At 72.1% G+C, this 15,640-nt stretch carries 19 protein-coding genes and 1 tRNA gene; 8 read left to right on the forward strand and 12 right to left on the reverse strand.

Annotation, left to right across the window (positions count from 1 at the left end):
- The first annotated feature begins 34 nt into the window (after positions 1 to 34).
- The 3 genes from bcp to K6T13_RS12915 all read left to right on the forward strand — a co-directional run bounded on the left by bcp (position 35) and on the right by K6T13_RS12915 (position 1,556).
- The gene (bcp, locus tag K6T13_RS12905; protein WP_222894960.1) at positions 35 to 508 is read left to right on the forward strand and encodes a thioredoxin-dependent thiol peroxidase; all 474 of its coding nucleotides are present in this window, start codon (positions 35 to 37) and stop codon (positions 506 to 508) included.
- 75 nt (positions 509 to 583) lie between these two features.
- Positions 584 to 657 (forward strand) — tRNA-Leu (locus K6T13_RS12910).
- A gap of 20 nt (positions 658 to 677) precedes the next feature.
- Complete coding sequence (locus tag K6T13_RS12915; protein ID WP_222894961.1) at positions 678 to 1,556, forward strand: bile acid:sodium symporter family protein; 879 nt, start codon at positions 678 to 680, stop codon at positions 1,554 to 1,556.
- On the opposite strand, the gene rdgB is transcribed toward K6T13_RS12915, so the two are convergent.
- From rdgB to murI, 4 genes are all read right to left on the reverse strand, one after another.
- Positions 1,553 to 2,170, reverse strand: a complete 618-nt coding sequence (gene rdgB, locus K6T13_RS12920) for an RdgB/HAM1 family non-canonical purine NTP pyrophosphatase (protein WP_222894962.1) — start codon at positions 2,168 to 2,170, stop codon at positions 1,553 to 1,555. The genes K6T13_RS12915 and rdgB overlap by 4 nt on opposite strands.
- Positions 2,163 to 2,897: a ribonuclease PH gene (gene rph, locus K6T13_RS12925; RefSeq protein ID WP_222894963.1), complete on the reverse strand. Its 735-nt coding sequence runs from the start codon at positions 2,895 to 2,897 to the stop codon at positions 2,163 to 2,165. Before rph ends, rdgB begins: the two co-directional genes overlap by 8 nt.
- Positions 2,898 to 2,981: 84 nt before the next feature.
- Positions 2,982 to 3,737: an MBL fold metallo-hydrolase gene (locus tag K6T13_RS12930; protein ID WP_222894964.1), complete on the reverse strand. Its 756-nt coding sequence runs from the start codon at positions 3,735 to 3,737 to the stop codon at positions 2,982 to 2,984.
- The gene (murI, locus tag K6T13_RS12935; RefSeq protein ID WP_249423776.1) at positions 3,734 to 4,546 is read right to left on the reverse strand and encodes a glutamate racemase; all 813 of its coding nucleotides are present in this window, start codon (positions 4,544 to 4,546) and stop codon (positions 3,734 to 3,736) included. The genes K6T13_RS12930 and murI overlap by 4 nt, the downstream gene beginning before the upstream one ends.
- Positions 4,547 to 4,618: 72 nt before the next feature.
- Here murI and K6T13_RS12940 point away from each other — a divergent pair, with 72 nt between their 5' ends.
- On the forward strand, positions 4,619 to 5,638 hold the full coding sequence (locus K6T13_RS12940; RefSeq protein ID WP_222894966.1) for an alkaline phosphatase family protein: 1,020 nt from the start codon (positions 4,619 to 4,621) through the stop codon (positions 5,636 to 5,638).
- A gap of 16 nt (positions 5,639 to 5,654) precedes the next feature.
- Here the strand turns inward: K6T13_RS12940 and K6T13_RS12945 are convergent, their stop codons facing one another.
- On the reverse strand, positions 5,655 to 6,962 hold the full coding sequence (locus K6T13_RS12945; protein WP_222894967.1) for an FAD-dependent monooxygenase: 1,308 nt from the start codon (positions 6,960 to 6,962) through the stop codon (positions 5,655 to 5,657).
- 74 nt (positions 6,963 to 7,036) lie between these two features.
- Between K6T13_RS12945 and K6T13_RS17465 the strand changes: the two genes are divergently transcribed.
- The 3 genes from K6T13_RS17465 (at position 7,037) to K6T13_RS12955 (ending at position 9,556) form a co-directional block, all read left to right on the forward strand.
- Entirely contained in the window at positions 7,037 to 7,699 is a 663-nt protein-coding gene (locus tag K6T13_RS17465) for a TetR/AcrR family transcriptional regulator (protein ID WP_249423777.1), read from the forward strand.
- 73 nt (positions 7,700 to 7,772) lie between these two features.
- Positions 7,773 to 8,789 carry a permease gene (locus K6T13_RS12950; protein WP_249423778.1) on the forward strand — a complete coding sequence of 339 codons (1,017 nt, stop codon included), beginning with the start codon at positions 7,773 to 7,775 and terminating at the stop codon, positions 8,787 to 8,789.
- The gene (locus K6T13_RS12955) at positions 8,786 to 9,556 is read left to right on the forward strand and encodes a TIGR03943 family putative permease subunit (RefSeq protein WP_222894969.1); all 771 of its coding nucleotides are present in this window, start codon (positions 8,786 to 8,788) and stop codon (positions 9,554 to 9,556) included. Before K6T13_RS12950 ends, K6T13_RS12955 begins: the two co-directional genes overlap by 4 nt.
- A gap of 7 nt (positions 9,557 to 9,563) precedes the next feature.
- Here K6T13_RS12955 and K6T13_RS12960 read toward each other — a convergent pair whose 3' ends face one another.
- Together K6T13_RS12960 and K6T13_RS12965 are read right to left on the reverse strand one after the other, a co-directional pair.
- Positions 9,564 to 10,532, reverse strand: a complete 969-nt coding sequence (locus K6T13_RS12960) for an NAD-dependent epimerase/dehydratase family protein (protein ID WP_222894970.1) — start codon at positions 10,530 to 10,532, stop codon at positions 9,564 to 9,566.
- 35 nt (positions 10,533 to 10,567) lie between these two features.
- Entirely contained in the window at positions 10,568 to 11,671 is a 1,104-nt protein-coding gene (locus K6T13_RS12965) for a DUF3152 domain-containing protein (protein WP_222894971.1), read from the reverse strand.
- 168 nt (positions 11,672 to 11,839) lie between these two features.
- Here K6T13_RS12965 and K6T13_RS12970 point away from each other — a divergent pair, with 168 nt between their 5' ends.
- On the forward strand, positions 11,840 to 12,925 hold the full coding sequence (locus K6T13_RS12970; RefSeq protein ID WP_222894972.1) for an alkaline phosphatase family protein: 1,086 nt from the start codon (positions 11,840 to 11,842) through the stop codon (positions 12,923 to 12,925).
- A 10-nt stretch (positions 12,926 to 12,935) separates the two neighbouring features.
- Here the strand turns inward: K6T13_RS12970 and K6T13_RS12975 are convergent, their stop codons facing one another.
- Genes K6T13_RS12975 through clpS form a run of 5 tightly spaced genes read right to left on the reverse strand, consistent with a single transcriptional unit; the run spans position 12,936 to position 15,596 of the window.
- Positions 12,936 to 13,886, reverse strand: coding sequence for a PLP-dependent cysteine synthase family protein (locus K6T13_RS12975; RefSeq protein ID WP_222894973.1), 951 nt, complete (start codon positions 13,884 to 13,886; stop codon positions 12,936 to 12,938).
- Between the two features lie 15 nt (positions 13,887 to 13,901).
- A complete protein-coding gene (locus K6T13_RS12980; protein WP_222894974.1) occupies positions 13,902 to 14,186 on the reverse strand; it encodes a MoaD/ThiS family protein in 285 nt (94 codons plus the stop codon).
- A 17-nt stretch (positions 14,187 to 14,203) separates the two neighbouring features.
- Positions 14,204 to 14,656 carry a M67 family metallopeptidase gene (locus K6T13_RS12985; protein ID WP_249423779.1) on the reverse strand — a complete coding sequence of 151 codons (453 nt, stop codon included), beginning with the start codon at positions 14,654 to 14,656 and terminating at the stop codon, positions 14,204 to 14,206.
- Between the two features lie 56 nt (positions 14,657 to 14,712).
- Positions 14,713 to 15,297 (reverse strand): DUF2017 domain-containing protein, encoded by a 585-nt coding sequence (locus tag K6T13_RS12990; protein ID WP_222894976.1) that lies wholly within the window; start codon positions 15,295 to 15,297, stop codon positions 14,713 to 14,715.
- Positions 15,294 to 15,596: an ATP-dependent Clp protease adapter ClpS gene (gene clpS / locus K6T13_RS12995; protein ID WP_222894977.1), complete on the reverse strand. Its 303-nt coding sequence runs from the start codon at positions 15,594 to 15,596 to the stop codon at positions 15,294 to 15,296. Before clpS ends, K6T13_RS12990 begins: the two co-directional genes overlap by 4 nt.
- Positions 15,597 to 15,640: the final 44 nt, after the last annotated feature.

Consider the following 15,640-nt stretch of genomic DNA (forward strand, 5'->3'; position numbering starts at 1 on the left):
CGTTATTGCAACTTACTCGCAACAAGGAGACCGCGTGACCCAGCGCCTGACCCCCGGCGACCCCGCCCCGGACTTCACCCTGACCTCCGACACCGGCGAGGAGGTCTCGCTCGCCGACCTGCGCGGCCGCAAGGTGATCGTCTACTTCTACCCCTCGGCGATGACCCCCGGCTGCACCAAGCAGGCGTGCGACTTCAGCGACTCCCTCGAGTCCCTGCGCGGCTCCGGCTACGAGGTGCTGGGCATCTCCAAGGACGCGCCGGCCAGGCTGGCGAAGTTCCGTGAGCGGGACGGTCTCTCCATCACGCTGCTCTCCGACACCGACCTCGAGGTGCACAGGAGCTTCGCGGCGTACGGCGAGAAGAAGCTCTACGGCAAGGTGGTCGAGGGCGTCATCCGCTCGACGTTCGTGGTCGACGAGGACGGGAAGGTCGAGCTCGCGCAGTACAACGTCAAGGCCACCGGCCACGTCGCCAAGCTGCGCAAGGACCTCGGCCTCGCCGTCTGACCCATCTCGCCTCGTGTGCCCCAGGGTGCGCCGTGGCGCACGGTGAGGCACACGAGGCAGCATGATGAGTCCCGCGCGCCCGTAGCCCAACAGGTAGAGGCGACAGGTTTAGGTCCTGTGCAGTGCGAGTTCGACTCTCGCCGGGCGCACCCCGCACTACAGTCCGGCCATGGACTCCGCGCTCAGCACCATCGGGCTGCCGATCGCCCTGGCGATCATCATGTTCGGCCTCGGGCTCGACCTGACGGTGGGCGACTTCCGGCGCGTCGGCCGGCACCCCAAGGCGGTCCTCGTGGCGCTGGGGTGCCAGCTGCTGCTCCTGCCGGCGGCCTGCTTCGGGCTGGTGCTGCTCTTCGACCTGCCGCCGCTGCTCGGCATCGGCATGATGCTGCTGGCCGCCTCCCCGGGCGGGACGACGGCCAACCTCTTCAGCCATCTCTTCCGCGGCGACGTGGCCCTCAACATCACCCTGACCGCGATCAACACGATCGTCGCGATCGGGACCCTGCCGCCCATCACCAACCTGACGATCCGCTGGTTCGACCAGTCCGACAGCGTCTCGATGCCGCTGGTCGAGGTCGTCAAGGTCTTCGTGCTCATCCTGGTGCCGGTGGGCCTCGGCATGGTCGTGCGGGCGAGGCGCGCAGACTTCGCTGCCCGCATGGACCGCCCGGTCCGCGCCGGGTCGGCCGTGATCCTCGCGGTGCTGATCCTCGGCATCCTGCTGGACCAGCGGGACGACGTGGGCGACTACCTCGCCGACGTCGGTCTGATCGCCGCGATCTTCTGCGCGCTGAGCCTGGTGGTGGGGTACGTCGTGCCGAGGGCCGCCGGGGTCGCGGGCGACCAGGCGATCGCCTCCTCCTTCGAGATCGGCGTCCACAACGGCACGCTGGCCATCTTCGTCGCGGTCGAGGTCCTCGACAGCGTCGAGATCTCGGTCCCGGCCGCGGTCTACTCGCTGCTGATGTTCTTCCTGGCCGCCGGTTGGGGCGCGGTCATCTCGCGCCGGGTCGCCGAGCGGGACACCCAGCGCGTCGCCGGCTAGCGGTCGGCCAGCAGGTCGGCGATCCGGGGCGCGATCTCGCGCAGCGCCCGGCCGCGGTGAGAGATCGCGTCCTTCTCGCTCGCGTCGAGCTCGGCCGAGGTCAGGCCCGCGGTGGCGTGCTCCGCCGCCACGAAGAGCACGTCGTAGCCGAAGCCGCCGCTCCCCCGCTGCTCGCGGATGATGTGGCCCTCCATCCGACCCTCGACCACGAGCTCGGTGCCGTCGGGGTGGCAGAACGCGACCGCGCAGCGGAAGTGCGCCCCGCGCCGCTCGTCGGGGACGTCGGCGAGCTGTTCGAGCAGCAGCCGGTTGTTGGCCTCGTCGTCCTTGCCGACCCCCGCCCAGCGGGCCGACAGCACTCCCGGCATCCCGTTGAGAGCGTCGACGCAGAGCCCGGAGTCGTCGGCGACCGTCGGCAGCCCGCTCGCCGCGAGGCCGGCGCGCGCCTTCAGCAGCGCGTTGCCCGCGAAGGTCGGCTCGTCCTCGACCGGCTCCTCGTAGGGGACGGTGTCGTCGAGCCCGAGGACGCGGATGTCGGGGACCTGTGGAGCGAGGATGCGCTGCATCTCCGCCAGCTTCTTGGCGTTGCGCGACGCCAGCAGGACCTCAACCACCCGCGAGCGCCTCGGCCTGGATCCGGGTGAGGTCGGCGCAGCCCTTCTCGGCGAGGCCCAGCATCGCGTCGAGCTCGGACCGGTCGAACGCCGCGCCCTCCGCGGTGCCCTGCACCTCGACGAAGTCCCCGGCGCCGGTCATGACGACGTTCATGTCGGTCTCGGCCCGCACGTCCTCCTCGTAGGGCAGGTCGAGGCGCGGCTGCCCGTCGATGATGCCGACGCTGACCGCGGCCACCGACCCCGTCAGCGGCTCACCGGCCAGCGCACCCTCGGAGCGCAGGTGGGCGACCGCGTCGGCCAGCGCGACGTAGGCACCGGTGATCGCGGCAGTGCGGGTGCCGCCGTCGGCCTGGAGCACGTCGCAGTCGAGCACGATCGTGTTCTCGCCCAGGGCGCCGTAGTCGATGACGGCCCGCAGCGAGCGCCCGATGAGCCGGGAGATCTCGTGGGTGCGGCCCCCGATCCTGCCGCGCACCGACTCGCGGTCCGACCGGGTGTTGGTCGCGGCCGGCAGCATGGCGTACTCGGCGGTCACCCAGCCCAGCCCCGACCCCTTGCGCCACCGGGGCACGCCCTCGGAGGCCGAGGCGGCGCACAGCACCCGGGTCCGGCCGAACTCGACGAGCACGGAGCCGGCCGCGTGGTCGAGCCAGTGGCGGGTGATCGTGATCGGGCGGAGCTGGTCGGCGGCTCGGCCGTCGGCGCGGGCGGGTACGTCGGTCATGACCCCGACCCTAGGGCCCGTCACCGGCCCCGACCTCGACCGGGCCGCGGTCACCGACCAGGTGCCTGGTGGAGGTCGTCGTCCCTACACCTCGTGGGACTCGCCCGACCTCGCCAGCAGGATCGGGCCGGTGTAGGTCTCCTTCGCCTCCGCCACGGCGTCCGCGGGGTCGTACCACGGCGGGACGTGGGTGAGCATGAGCCGCCGCGCCCCGCCGCGGGTGGCGGCCTCGCCGCAGTCCGCCCCGGTCAGGTGGAGGTCTGGTGGGTTCTCGGCGCCGGACCGGAAGGACGCCTCGGCGAGCAGCAGGTCGGCGTCGCGGGCCACCGTGTCGAGGCCCGGGCAGGGACCGGTGTCGCCGGAGTAGCCGAGGGTGACGCCGTCGGCGCTCACACGCAGGCCGTACGCCGGCACGGGGTGGGTCACCTCGACCGGCTCCACCCGGAAGGGTCCGAGCGCCACCGGCCCGTCGTAGGTCCGGAAGTCGAACTCCTCACGCATGCCGGGGTCGGGGGGCAGGTCGTAGGCCCGCGCGAGCCGGTCGGCGGTGCCGACGGGACCCCAGACCGGGATCCTGGGCTGCTGGCCCTCGGGGTGGTAGCGGCGCAGCACGTAGTAGCCGCAGAGGTCGAGGCAGTGGTCGGCGTGGAGGTGGCTGAGGAACACGGCGTCGATCGCCAGCGGGTCGGCGTACCGGTGCAGGACGCCGAGCGCGCCGTTGCCGAGGTCGAGGAGGATCCGCCAGGTGCGGCCCTCGTGCTCGGCCTCGACGAGGTAGCAGCTGGCCGGGGAGTCTGGTCCCGGGTAGGAACCCGCGCAGCCGACGACGGTCAACCTCACTGCAGGCCCCCGGCGAACTGGGAGGCCATCACCATCTCGGGACCGAGGAACCGTCGCCCGATCGAGGCGAAGTCGGCCGGCGCCCCGGTGGTGAGGAACTCGTGGGTGGGCTCCCCGGCGGGCCTGACCAGGTCGGCCCCGAGGAGCTGCCGGTAGACGTCCTTGCCGCACTCCTCGGCGCTCGAGACGAGCGTGACCGCGTCGCCCATGACCAGCGAGATGACGCCGGTCAGCAACGGGTAGTGGGTGCAGCCGAGGACCAGGGTGTCGACCCGCTGCTGGACCAGGGGGTCGAGGTAGTCGTGGGCGACCGCGATCAGCTCCTCACCGCTGGTCACACCGGCTTCGACGAAGTCGACGAACCGCGGGCAGACCCGGGTGACCAGCTCGATGTGGGGCGCGGCCGCGAACGCGTCGTCGTAGGCCATCGACTCGGCCGTCGACCGGGTGCAGATCACGCCGATCCGCCCGTTGTGGGTGGCGGCGACGGCGCGCCGGGTGGCCGGGTAGATCACCTCGACGACGGGGACGTCGTAGCGCTCGCGGGCATCGCGCAGCACCGCGGCGCTGGCGGAGTTGCAGGCGATGACGAGGGCCTTGACGCTGCGGTCGACGAGGTGGTCGAGACACTCGAGGGCGTACTCGCGGACCTCGGCGATCCGCTTCGGGCCGTAGGGCTGGCGGGCGGTGTCGCCGAGGTAGACGATCGACTCGTGGGGCAGCTGGTCGATGACCGAGCGGGCCACGGTGAGGCCACCGAAGCCCGAGTCGAAGATGCCGATGGGTGCATCGGCGGCAGCAGCTGACACAGCGCCCAAGGTTACGTGTCCGGACGCCGAAGACACACGTGGACGCGACCGAACTCACGTAGCCTCGGGGCCGTGCCCCTCCTGCCGTGGACCTCCCTGGTCGCCGTGGTCGCGCTGGCCGTGGGAGCCCTCGCGGGCGCCCCGGTCCTCACCGCGCCGCCCGAGGCGGAGGCCAGGCCGGCCGGACCGGCCGCCAAGGTGCTGGTCATCTCGGTCGACTCGCTCAGCTCACGGGCACTGCGCCGGCTGGGTCGCGAGGGTGCGCCACACCTCCACCGGCTGCTCGACCGGGGCGCGGGGACGCTCAACGCACGGACGGTGCGGGAGATGACCCTGACCCTGCCGAACCACACGTCGATGGTGACCGGGCGACGGGTCGATCGTCGCCACGGCGGCCACGGGGTCTACTGGAACGACGACCGGACCCGGCCCCGCACGGTGCACGAGGCCGCCGGTCGCCGCGTGCCGTCGGTCTTCTCGGTCGTCGACTCCCGCCGCCGAGACCCCGGCCTGTTCGTGTCGAAGTCGAAGCTCGCCCTCTTCAAGCGCTCGTGGCCCGAGGATGTCGACCGGCTGGCGATCGTGGAGAACAACGGCGAGCTCGTGCGCCGGGTCCGCGCCGATCTCGTCGAGCACCGGCGCGCCCTCACCTTCCTGCACCTGTCGCTACCTGACGTCGTCGGCCACCGGCACGGCTTCCTCTCCCGCCGGCACCTCGACGCGATCTCCACCACCGACCGTCGGATCGGCCGGCTCCTCACGACGATCCGCGGCGACCGTCGGCTCCGTGAGCGGCTCACCGTGATCGTCACCGCCGACCACGGTGGCATCGGCGGTGGCCACGGCGACCCGACGCTGCTGCACAACTACCGGATCCCCTTCCTGGTGTGGGGCGCGGGTGTCGCGAAGGGCGCCGACCTCTACGAGCTCAACCCGGACTACCGCGACCCCGGTCGGCGGCGGACTGGCTACGCCGCCCGCCGGCAGCCGATCCGCAACGGCGACGTGGCCAACCTGGTCACCGACCTGCTGGGGCTGCCCGCCCTGCGAGGCAGCCATCTCAACGCCGACCAGCGGCTCGACGTGTCGTGATCGGTCCGTGCGGAGCTCAGGTCGCGGCCACCGCGGTCGTGCGTTCGATGATCCCGACCAGCTCGTCACGGCTCGGCCCCTCCTCCAGCGGGGGGCGCCACCCGGTCTCGTAGACGGCGCGCGCCAGGGGCTCGGCGGGCCGGAGCGTCTCGGGCAGCTCGGTCATCGCGAAGTAGCCACCGGAGTACGGCCCGATGCGGGGCTCGACCGGCAGCGCCTCGGCGATGAGGTTGGAGGTCAGGGGGCTGGCCAGGTCGATGTCGTGGCCTTGCCACCGTTGCACCATGCCGCCGTCGATCGCGACGTGGTCGGCGACCCACGGCACGATGTTCTGCTCGCACCAGGAGTCGAACGGTGCCGCCACGGTCACCGGGTCCGCCCCGTCATCGAGCAGCCGCAGCAGCGCTGCGATCTGCATGCAGGCCATCGCGACCCCGCGACCTCGCGTCGGCGTCGTGGTGGCCACGGCGTCCCCCACGGTGACGAGCCCGGGGAGCAGGACCTGGCTCCGGTAGACGTTGCGCAACGCCCCACCAACCATCACCCCGGACGTCGGAACGGCCCGGGCAGGATCGGTCCATGCAGCCAGGACGGGGATGGCGGCACATGCGGCCTCGAAGACCGCCTCGACACGCAGCAGGGCCAGCGCGGCGTCAGCGGTCGGCCGTACCAGCACCACCGAGAAGTGACCCCGTTCGTGGAGGAACACCAGGCACTGGTAGCCGTCGAACTCCCCGATGAAACCGAGCGGGGTGTTCTGGGGGCCGGGGTCGGATCCCGGGTGCAGCTGGTAGCACCGGTCGATGTAGGCCAGGCCGCAGTCGCCGTCGAGGCGCGCGTCCGAGCGTGAGGTCCCGGCGACCGCCACCCGGCTCGACCGGCCGGAGGCGTCGACGACCAGGTCGGCCACCGCCCGCTGCCCGTCCACGCTCGCCCCGCACACCCGGCCGTCCTCGAGGAGCAGGTGGTCGACGTGACCCGTCCGCAGCTCGAGCCCCGGCTGCCGACGGGCGGCTGCCCACAGGGCCCGCTCCAGGGTGGAGCGCCGCGAAAGCATCCCCCCACGCCCGGACCCCCCATCCATCTCGATCGCGCCGCGTTCCTGCCACCCGTCGTAGGCCGCCGGCCACTCGTCGGCGAGGAGCTGGCCGACCTGGGGCCGGAAGTTGTGGGCGTGGTCGAACTGCATGACGCCGCGTCGGCGCCAGCCCTGGGGGGTAGGCCCCGGGTCGCGGTCGACGGAGACGACGCTGTGCCCCCGAGTGGCGAGCGCGGCCCCGACCATGAGGCCGGCTGGGCCGGATCCGACGACGAGGACCTGCATGGCGGCCACCTCCGCTACACTGATGATGCGTTGATCACACTTATAGTCACCCCAAAGATCGGAGCGCGCAAGAGGTGGAGACGAGACGTCCGTACCGGTCCGCACTGCGCGCCCGGCAGGCGCGGGCCACCCGCCGCGCCATCGTCGAGGCCGGGGCCGCGCTCTACGTCGACCGGGGCTTCGCCGGGACGACGGTGGACGCCATCGCCGAGCGTGCCGGCGTCAGCCGCAAGACGGTCTTCACCTCGGTCGGCGGCAAGGTGCCGCTGCTGAAGCTGGCGATCGACTGGGCCCTCACCGGCGACGACGAGCCGGTCACCCTCGAGGAACGTCCCGAGGTCCGCGCGGTCTTCGAGGAGCCCGACGCCGCCCGGGCCGTGACTGCCTGGGCCCACATGGTCACGGGCATCGCCGGGCGGCTCGCCAGGCTGCACCCAGCCCTGGCAGCCGCGGCCGAGGTGGATGCCGAGGCGGCCTCCCTCTACGCGGTCAACGAGCGGAACCGCCTCCACGGCGCCCGCTCCTTCGTGGAGCGGCTCCGCGCCATCGAGGGGCTCCGCGCCGACCTGGACCTCGACCGCGCCGCGGACATGGCGTCCCTGCTCATGGACCCGCTCGGCTACCGACGACTCGTGCTCGAGGCCGGGTGGACCGTGGAGGAGTACGCCGACTGGGTGGCCGTGCTCACCGCAGCATCGCTGCTGGCCCCCGGGGCCGCCGAGGCACGCGGCCGCTGAGCGCCCCTCGTCGTCCACCGACACGGCGGACCCTGGGTCGACCTCGCGTGGTGGGCCGGGTCAGAATGCCGCCGTGGTGACCCGCCCCTCCCGCCGTCCGGGAACCGTCGACACGGTCGAGCGACCCCCGAGCCGCAGGATCGGGCAGAGCGAGATCGTCATCGCCGCCCTCGTCGTGCTCACCCTGAGCCAGGGGTGGCTGATCGACCGGCTCGACCACCCGGGTCTCCAGACCTGGGGCACGCTGTTCGTCGCCATCGTCATCCAGGCGACCCCCTTCCTGGTCGGGGGCGTGCTGCTGGCCGGACTCATCTCGACGTTCATGTCCGAGCGGGCGCTGCAGCGCATCGTCCCGCGCAACAGCTGGGCGGGCGTGCCGGCTGCGGGCGTGGCCGGCGTCGCGCTGCCCGGCTGCGAGTGCGCGTCGGTACCGGTCGCGAGCAGCCTCGTCCGTCGCGGGGTGGCCCCGGCGGTGGCGCTGACCTTCATGATGGCCTCACCCGCCGTCAACCCCGTGGTCCTCGTCTCCACGGCGGTCGCGTTCCCCGGCCGGCCCGAGGTGGTGCTGGCCCGGTTCCTCGCGTCCCTCGCGGCGTCGGTGGCGGTCGGATGGGTCTGGATCAAGCTCGGCCAGCGCGTGCCGCTGCAGCTGCGCCGGCGACGTTCCCAGCACGACCACGGCCCAGGCGGAGGTCTGCGCAGGTTCGCCGAGACCCTGCGCGAGGACTTCCTCAACACCGCCGGGTTCCTCGTCCTCGGCGCGATGATCGCGGCGACGGTCTCCGCCTTCGCGCCGCGCGAGCTCCTCGAGTCGGTGGCCGGCAGCGTCGTGCTGTCCGTGCTGTCGATGGCGGTCTTCGCGTTCGTCGTCGCCATGTGCTCGGAGGCCGACGCCTTCGTCGCCGCCAGCCTCACCATGTTCTCCGACTCGGCGAAGCTCGTGTTCATGGTCGTGGGTCCGGCGATGGACGTGAAGCTCGCCGCCATGCAGACCGGCCAGTTCGGCCTCCCGTTCGCGCTCCGTTTCGTCCCGCTCGTGCTGCTGGCCACCATCGCCTCCGCGCTCGGTGTCGGGTGGTGGCTGCTGTGAACCGTGAGTCGCAGAGCCTGATCCTGGCCGTGCTCGGCGTGGTCGTCATCCGGCTGACCCTGACCGACGCCTACCTCAGCTACGTGCAGGACTGGATCCGGTGGCCCCTCTTCGCCAGCGGCGTGCTGTTGCTGGCGCTGCCCGTGCTGTCGCTGTTCACGCGGCCCTCCGACCACCACGACGACCACGCCGACTCCGACCATGCCCACTCCGGCGACGAGGCTGTCGACGGGGCCGACCCCGAGCCCGTTCCCGGGAGGCACGACCACGTCTCGACGACGGCCTGGCTGCTGTTCATCCCCGCCCTGGTGGTGTTCCTCATCAGCCCGCCGGCCCTCGGCTCCTACCTCGCCGAGCGGGCCGCCGACGGCCGCAGCGGTCAGAGCGTCCAGGTACCCGAACCGGCGGCCATGGCCCCGCTCCCCGACCAGGACCCGGCCCCCGTGGGCCTCACCGAGCTCATCGAGCGGGTCGTCTACGACGACGGCGAGACGCTGTCGGGTCGGCGGGTGTCCGTCACGGGGTTCGCCACCCTCGACCGCTCGGGCAGCTGGTACGTCACGAGGTTCCGGATCAACTGCTGCGCGGCCGATGCGGCGGTGGTCCGGGCCCAGGTGGTCGATGCCCCCGCCCCGCCACGCGACCAGTGGGTGACCGTCACCGGGACCTGGGTGGAGGGCTCGGGGGTCGGGAAGGGCTCGGGAGTGCCGACGCTGCGGGCCGAGAGCGTCGAGCAGGTCGAGCAGCCGCGCGACCCCTACGAGTAGCCCGGGCTCACTCGCCCGCGCGGATCGCGGCGACCGTCTCCGCCAACCCCTCCTCGAGCGGGCGGACCGTCCAGCCCAGGTCGCGCGCGGCCTTGCCGGCGGTCCCGTAGTAGGTGGCCATGCCGGCCCGTGCCGCCTCCGAGGTGAGCGGCTGGGGCAGCCGGACCAGCCGCTCCAGCGGTGCGGTGACCGCGGCCACGACCTTGATGACCGCCGGCGGCAGGAGGACGACCCGACCGGCGCCCGCCAGCTCCCGGGTCCGCTCGAGCACCTCGCTGTGCTCGGCGGCCGGCCCCGCCAGGATGTAGGACTCCCCGACCCGACCCTGCTCCATCGCGAGCACGTGCCCCCGCGCGACGTCCTCCACGTGGGCGAAGCAGGCGCCGCCGCCTCGCGGCCCCAGCACGGTACGGCCCGCCACCAGCTGCCGGGTCATCTGCCCCAGCGTGCTGCCCACGTCGCCCGGACCGTAGATGACCGACGGCTGCACGATCACGAGCGGCAGCCCCGCCGCGGCGTACTCCTCGGCGACGTCGTGGGCCACCCCCTTGGTGCGGTCGTACTCCGTCACATGGGTGCCGGTGAAGCGGTAGTCCTCGTCGACGACCTCGCCCTCGGTGTCGGAGTTCAGGGCGATGGTGCTCGTGTAGACGGTCCGGGCGACGCCCGCGCGGCGGGCGGCCTCGAGCGCGTTGCGGGTGCCCTCGATGTTGACCCGCCGCAGCGCCTCGTGCTCCCGCAGCCCGTGCTTGTACCAGCCGGCCACGTGGAAGAACCCGTCGGCACCGAGCATCAGCTCGTCCAGGGCTCCCCGGTCGTCGAGGTCGCCCTCGACGAGCTCGACTCCCATCGCGCGCAGCCCGGTGGCGCGGGAGCGGTCCCGGACGAGGGCGACCACGTCGTGGCCCGCCCCGACCAGCTGACGGGCGAGCTCGCCGCCCAGGAACCCGGTGGCACCGGTCATCGAGTAGCGCATGGGCCCATCGTGGCACTACCGCGGACGGACGGTGCCTAGCGGTGCCATCGCTCGGAGGGCAGCGGCCACGGGTTGTGACGGCACCCGTCGAGCCCCTTCGACTGCTGCATCATCACCGGCGCCAGCTGGCCGCGGCCCGGGCACCCGAGGTGGCCGTGGCCCAGCCAGTGGCCGGTCTCGTGGTTGAGGACCATGTGTCGGTAGCTGCGCAACGACTTGTTCGCGCTGTTCCACGACGGCGTCGCGTGCTGCCACCGCATCTGGTTGATGACGACGTACCGGCCGACGCGACAGCTCCACTGTGCGCTGCAGATCGGGTGGAAGGACGGCACGGTGCTCGCCTCGGCGAGGACCACGGAGAACGCCCCACCTCTCGCGACACGCTTGAAGGCGACGCCCGCCGAGCGCCAGCCGCGGGGGTCCGCGAGCGTCTCCGCGACCTGCCTGCGAAACACCTTCATGCTCGCGGTGATCCGCCCACGGGTCTCGATCCGGTACGTCGCGGTCCGCCTCGCCGGCACCCGGTGGAGCACCGCGCCCGTCGGCCGGGAGAAGGTCCGCGACGTCCGGTAGCCCGGCTTGCGGAGCGTGACCCGTGCGGTGATCCGGTGCCCGACGTCCTCGTGACCCAGCCGGTAGCGGCGGCCCTGAGCGCCACGGATCGCCCTGCCGTCGCGGAACCACCGGTAGGTCACCTGCCGGGTGCGGGGCGACCACCGTCCCGGGTGGACCTCGAGGACGTGGGTGTAGCGCCGCGTGCCCGAGATCCGGGGCCGCTGCTTGACGTCGAAGCGGGCGCGGCGCACGCGGTCGGTCGGCTCGCTGGACGCGGTGCCGGACCCGCCGGTCCCGTTGGTGGCCTCCACCTCGACCCGCAGCCGCCGGCGGAGATCGCCCAGCCGCGGCCGGTAGGTCCTTCGGGTCGCGTTCCTGATCGCCTCGCCGCCCCGGAACCACTGGTAGCGGTAGGTGAGCCCGTCGGGCGGGGTCCACTCCCCCGGGTCGGCGACGAGCTTGCCGCGGTAGACCGGCTCGCCGGAGACGGACGGTGGCACCGTGTTGACGGGCAGCTCCTCCACCCCGGCGTACGCCGACACGGGGACCAGGCCCGCGACAAGTGCCACGACCACGACGGCCACGCGATACCTGTTGCCCACTGCTCGTCCTCTCCGGGGGCGGTTGTCCGGGGTCACCGTGGCACACCCCGGCGGCCGTGTCAGCAGCTCACCGGAGGTGGCATCCCCAATATGTGGTGAAGGCCGACGACCCCGCCCGACCCCCGCAAGAGCCGTGCCTACGGTGGCGCCATGCGCCGTCCAGCGCCGAAGCTCGCGAAACGCCTGGCCGCCCTGCTGGCCATCGTGGTCTGCTGCACCTTGCCCGCCATCCAGAACTCCGGTCATGCCACGATCCCCGGGTCGGCGGAGCACGTGGTGGCGGTCTCCCTCGACGGGCTCAACACCACGGCGATCACCCAGCTGGGCCGGGCCGGCACCCCGAACCTGCACCGGCTGATGGACGAGGGCATGTCGACGCTCAACGCGCGCACCGCCGCGGAGAAGACCGTGACCCTGCCCAACCACGCCGGGATGCTGACCGGTCGGCGCGTCAAGGCGTCCATGGGTGGCCACGGGGTCACGATCAACGGCTACTCGAGTGCCGGCGTGACCGTCCACACGCTGGCCGGCCAGCGCGTCGACTCCGTGTTCACGGTGCTCGACGACGCGGGGCTCCGATCCGCGCTGTTCACCTCCAAGGACAAGTTCGACCTGTTCGAGCGCTCGTGGAGAGGCGAGATGGACCGCTTCACCTACGAGTCCGACAACGAGCGGCTGGTGGACCAGGCCGTGGCATCGCTGACCACCAACCCCCACGACTTCACGTTCGTCCACCTGTCGGCGCCCGACGACGCCGGCCACCGCCACAGCTGGATGTCGCCGAACTACCTGACCTCGGTCCGCCTGGTCGACCAGCTGGTCGGCGAGCTCATCGCGGCCATCGAGGGCAACCCCGACCTCGCCGACAGCACGGCCCTCGTCGTGACGGCCGACCACGGCGGCCCTCCCGGGGAGCGGGGACACAACAGCCGCAGCACGCTGGCGAACTACCGGATCCCGTTCTTCGTGTGGGGTGCCGGCGTCGGCGTCGGTGACCTCTACGACCGGAACCCGTCCTTCCGCGAGCCGGGCACCGCCATCATCAACTACCGCGGCTCCCAACCGGTCCGCAACGCCAACGTGGCGAACCTGGCGCTGGAGATGCTCGGCCTCGACGCGGTGCCGGGCAGCGGGATCGACCCCGGCCAGACACTGGTGGTCGACGGGCCCGACGTCGGTGCCGACCCGCCACCACCGGACGAGTGCGGCGTGCTGATCCCCGGCGCCACCGCCTGATGCCGACGGGTCAGGCCCAGAGCTGACCCTCCAGGCGGTCCTCCGCCTCGTCGATCGTGCCCTCGTAGGCGCCCGTGGACAGGTACTTCCACCCGCCGTCGCAGACCACGAAGGCGATGTCGGCGCGCTCACCCGCCCGGACCGCCTTCGCCGCCTGGCCGAGGGCGGCGTGGAGGATCGCGCCGGTCGAGATGCCGGCGAAGATGCCCTCCTGCTCGAGCAGCTCCCGCACCCGGCGTACGGCGTCGCGCGGACCCACCGAGAAGCGGGCGTCGATCAGCGACTCGTCGTAGAGCTCAGGGACGAAGCCCTCGTCGAGGTTGCGCAGTCCGTAGACCAGCTCGCCGTAGCGCGGCTCGGCAGCGACGATCCGCACCCCCGGCTTGGTGGCGCGGAAGAACCGGGAGACACCCATCAGGGTGCCGGTGGTGCCGAGGCCGGCGACGAAGTGCGTGATCTCGGGGAGGTCGGCGAGCAGCTCGGGGCCGGTCCCCTCTTCGTGGGCGAGCGCGTTGGCGTCGTTGCCGTACTGGTACATCATCACCCAGTCGGGGTGGTCCTCCGCGATCTCCCGGGCGACCCGGACGGCCTCGTTGGAGCCCCCCGCCGCCGGGCTCGAGACGATCTCGGCACCCCACATCCGCAGCAGCTGGCGCCGCTCCTCCGAGGTGTTCTCCGGCATCACGCAGACCAGGCGGTAGCCCTTGAGCTGGGCGGCCATGGCCAGCGAGATGCCGGTGTTGCCGCTGGTCGGCTCGAGGATGGTGCAGCCGGGCCGCAGCGTGCCGTCCTTCTCGGCCATCTCGATCATCTTCAGGGCCGGGCGGTCCTTGATCGAGCCGGTGGGGTTGCGGTCCTCGAGCTTGGCCCAGAGCCGCACGTCGGGACTCGGCGAGAGACGCGGCAGCCCCACCAGCGGCGTGTTGCCGACGCCGGCGAGGAGGTCGTCGTACCGGGTCACGGCAGGGGTGGCGCCTCAGCCACCCGCGACGGCAGGGAGGACGACGACCTGGTCGCCGTCGTTGAGCTCGGCATCGAGACCACCGAGGAAGCGGACGTCCTCGTCGTTGACGTAGACGTTGACGAACCGACGGAGGTCGTCGGAGCCGTCGGAGGTGTCGACCAGGCGATCCTTGATCCCGGGGTGGTTCGCCTCGAGGTGGTCGATCAGCTCGGCCAGGCTGCCGCCGTCGCCGGCCACGGCCTTCTCGCCGCCGGTGTAGGTGCGCAGGATGGTGGGGATCCGGACCTCGATGGCCATGGTGGAACTCCGTTTCGTCACTGGGTTTCGTCACGGGTGGGGGTCGTCGTACCGCGGACGACGGTGACCGGCTCTTCTGTCACCTCGCCGTCCACGATCCTGTAGGACCTGAACTCCACAGCGCCCTCGTTATTCCCGTGCTCGCGTGTCGACACCAGCACGTAGTGGGCTCCCGGCTCCATCGCCAGCCCGATGTCGGTGCGGCTCGGATAGGCCTCGGTGGCGGTGTGCGAGTGGTAGATCACGACCGGCTCCTCGTCCCGCTCGTCCAGGTCCTTGTAGAGGTGGAGGAGGTCGGTGGAGTCGAACTCGTAGAACGTAGGGCTGCCGGCGGCGTTGACCATCTCGATGAACCGCTCGGGGCGGTCGCTGCCGGCCGGGCCGGCCACGATGCCGCATGCCTCCACGGGGTGGTCACGGCGGGCGTGCGCGACGATGGCGTCGTAGGTCGCCTGATCGATGGTCAGCACGTCTCCAGCGTAGGGAGCCGGCGATGGGCGCCCCCTGTCGACCAGCATGTGGGCGCTCAGTCCGTGAGCGCCGCCACCAGGGTCTCCTGCAGGTAGCCCACCCACTGGTAGATGTCGTGGGCCTGGGACCGCGGGTCGTCGTCGGGCAGCGCCAGCCAGTAGTCGTCGTCGCCCTCCTCGACCTCGAGCCGGGTCGCGAGGGCCAGACGCAGGTCGGTGAAGGATCGCAGCCACGTCTCGGCCGTCGGCGTCTCCATCTCCACGTCGATGACCAGCCCCTCCTCGGAGAGCTCGGGCGGGAGCCCGGCCTCCTCGAGGGTGTCGATCAGCGTGGCGGCGGCGGCGGCCTTGCCGTCGCGAAGGGTGCCCTCGGTGAACCGGCGGAACTCCCCCGCGGCCTCCTCGTCCTCGGGGTAGGCGGTCGGGAAGAGCCGGGCGAGGACGGGGTCCTCCGGCTCCGAGGTCGGGCCGCTGAAGTCCATGAGCGCCTCGAAGGTGTCATCGCCCGACCGGGGCACGGCCGCCTCGTTGCGGAGGAGCTCGACGAGCTGGGAGGCCAGCGAGCGCAGCAGGTCGGCCTCGAAGCCGGAGAAGGTGGCGATGACCCGCCCGCTGCGCCGGTGCCGCGTGAATCCGCTCACTGCTTCTCCAGGGTCGCCCACAGGCCGTACTCGTGCATCGCCTGCACGTCGCGCTCCATCTCCTCGCGGCTGCCGCTGCTCACGGCCGACTTGCCGTCGTTGTGGACCTCGAGCATCAGCTTCTCGGCCTTCTGCTTGTCGTAGCCGAAGTACTTCTGGAAGACGAAGGTCACGTAGGACATCAGGTTGACCGGGTCGTTCCAGACCACCGTCACCCACGGCTTGGAGAGCACCGTGATCTCGTCGGGGACCTCGGTCGGATCGACCTCGACGGGGCTGGGCGCGGACACGTGGCCCATCGTGGCACAGCGCTCTGCGCGGCAGGGGCACAGCGCTCTGCGCG

This window comes from Nocardioides coralli (assembly GCF_019880385.1).
Lineage (GTDB): Bacteria > Actinomycetota > Actinomycetes > Propionibacteriales > Nocardioidaceae > Nocardioides > Nocardioides coralli.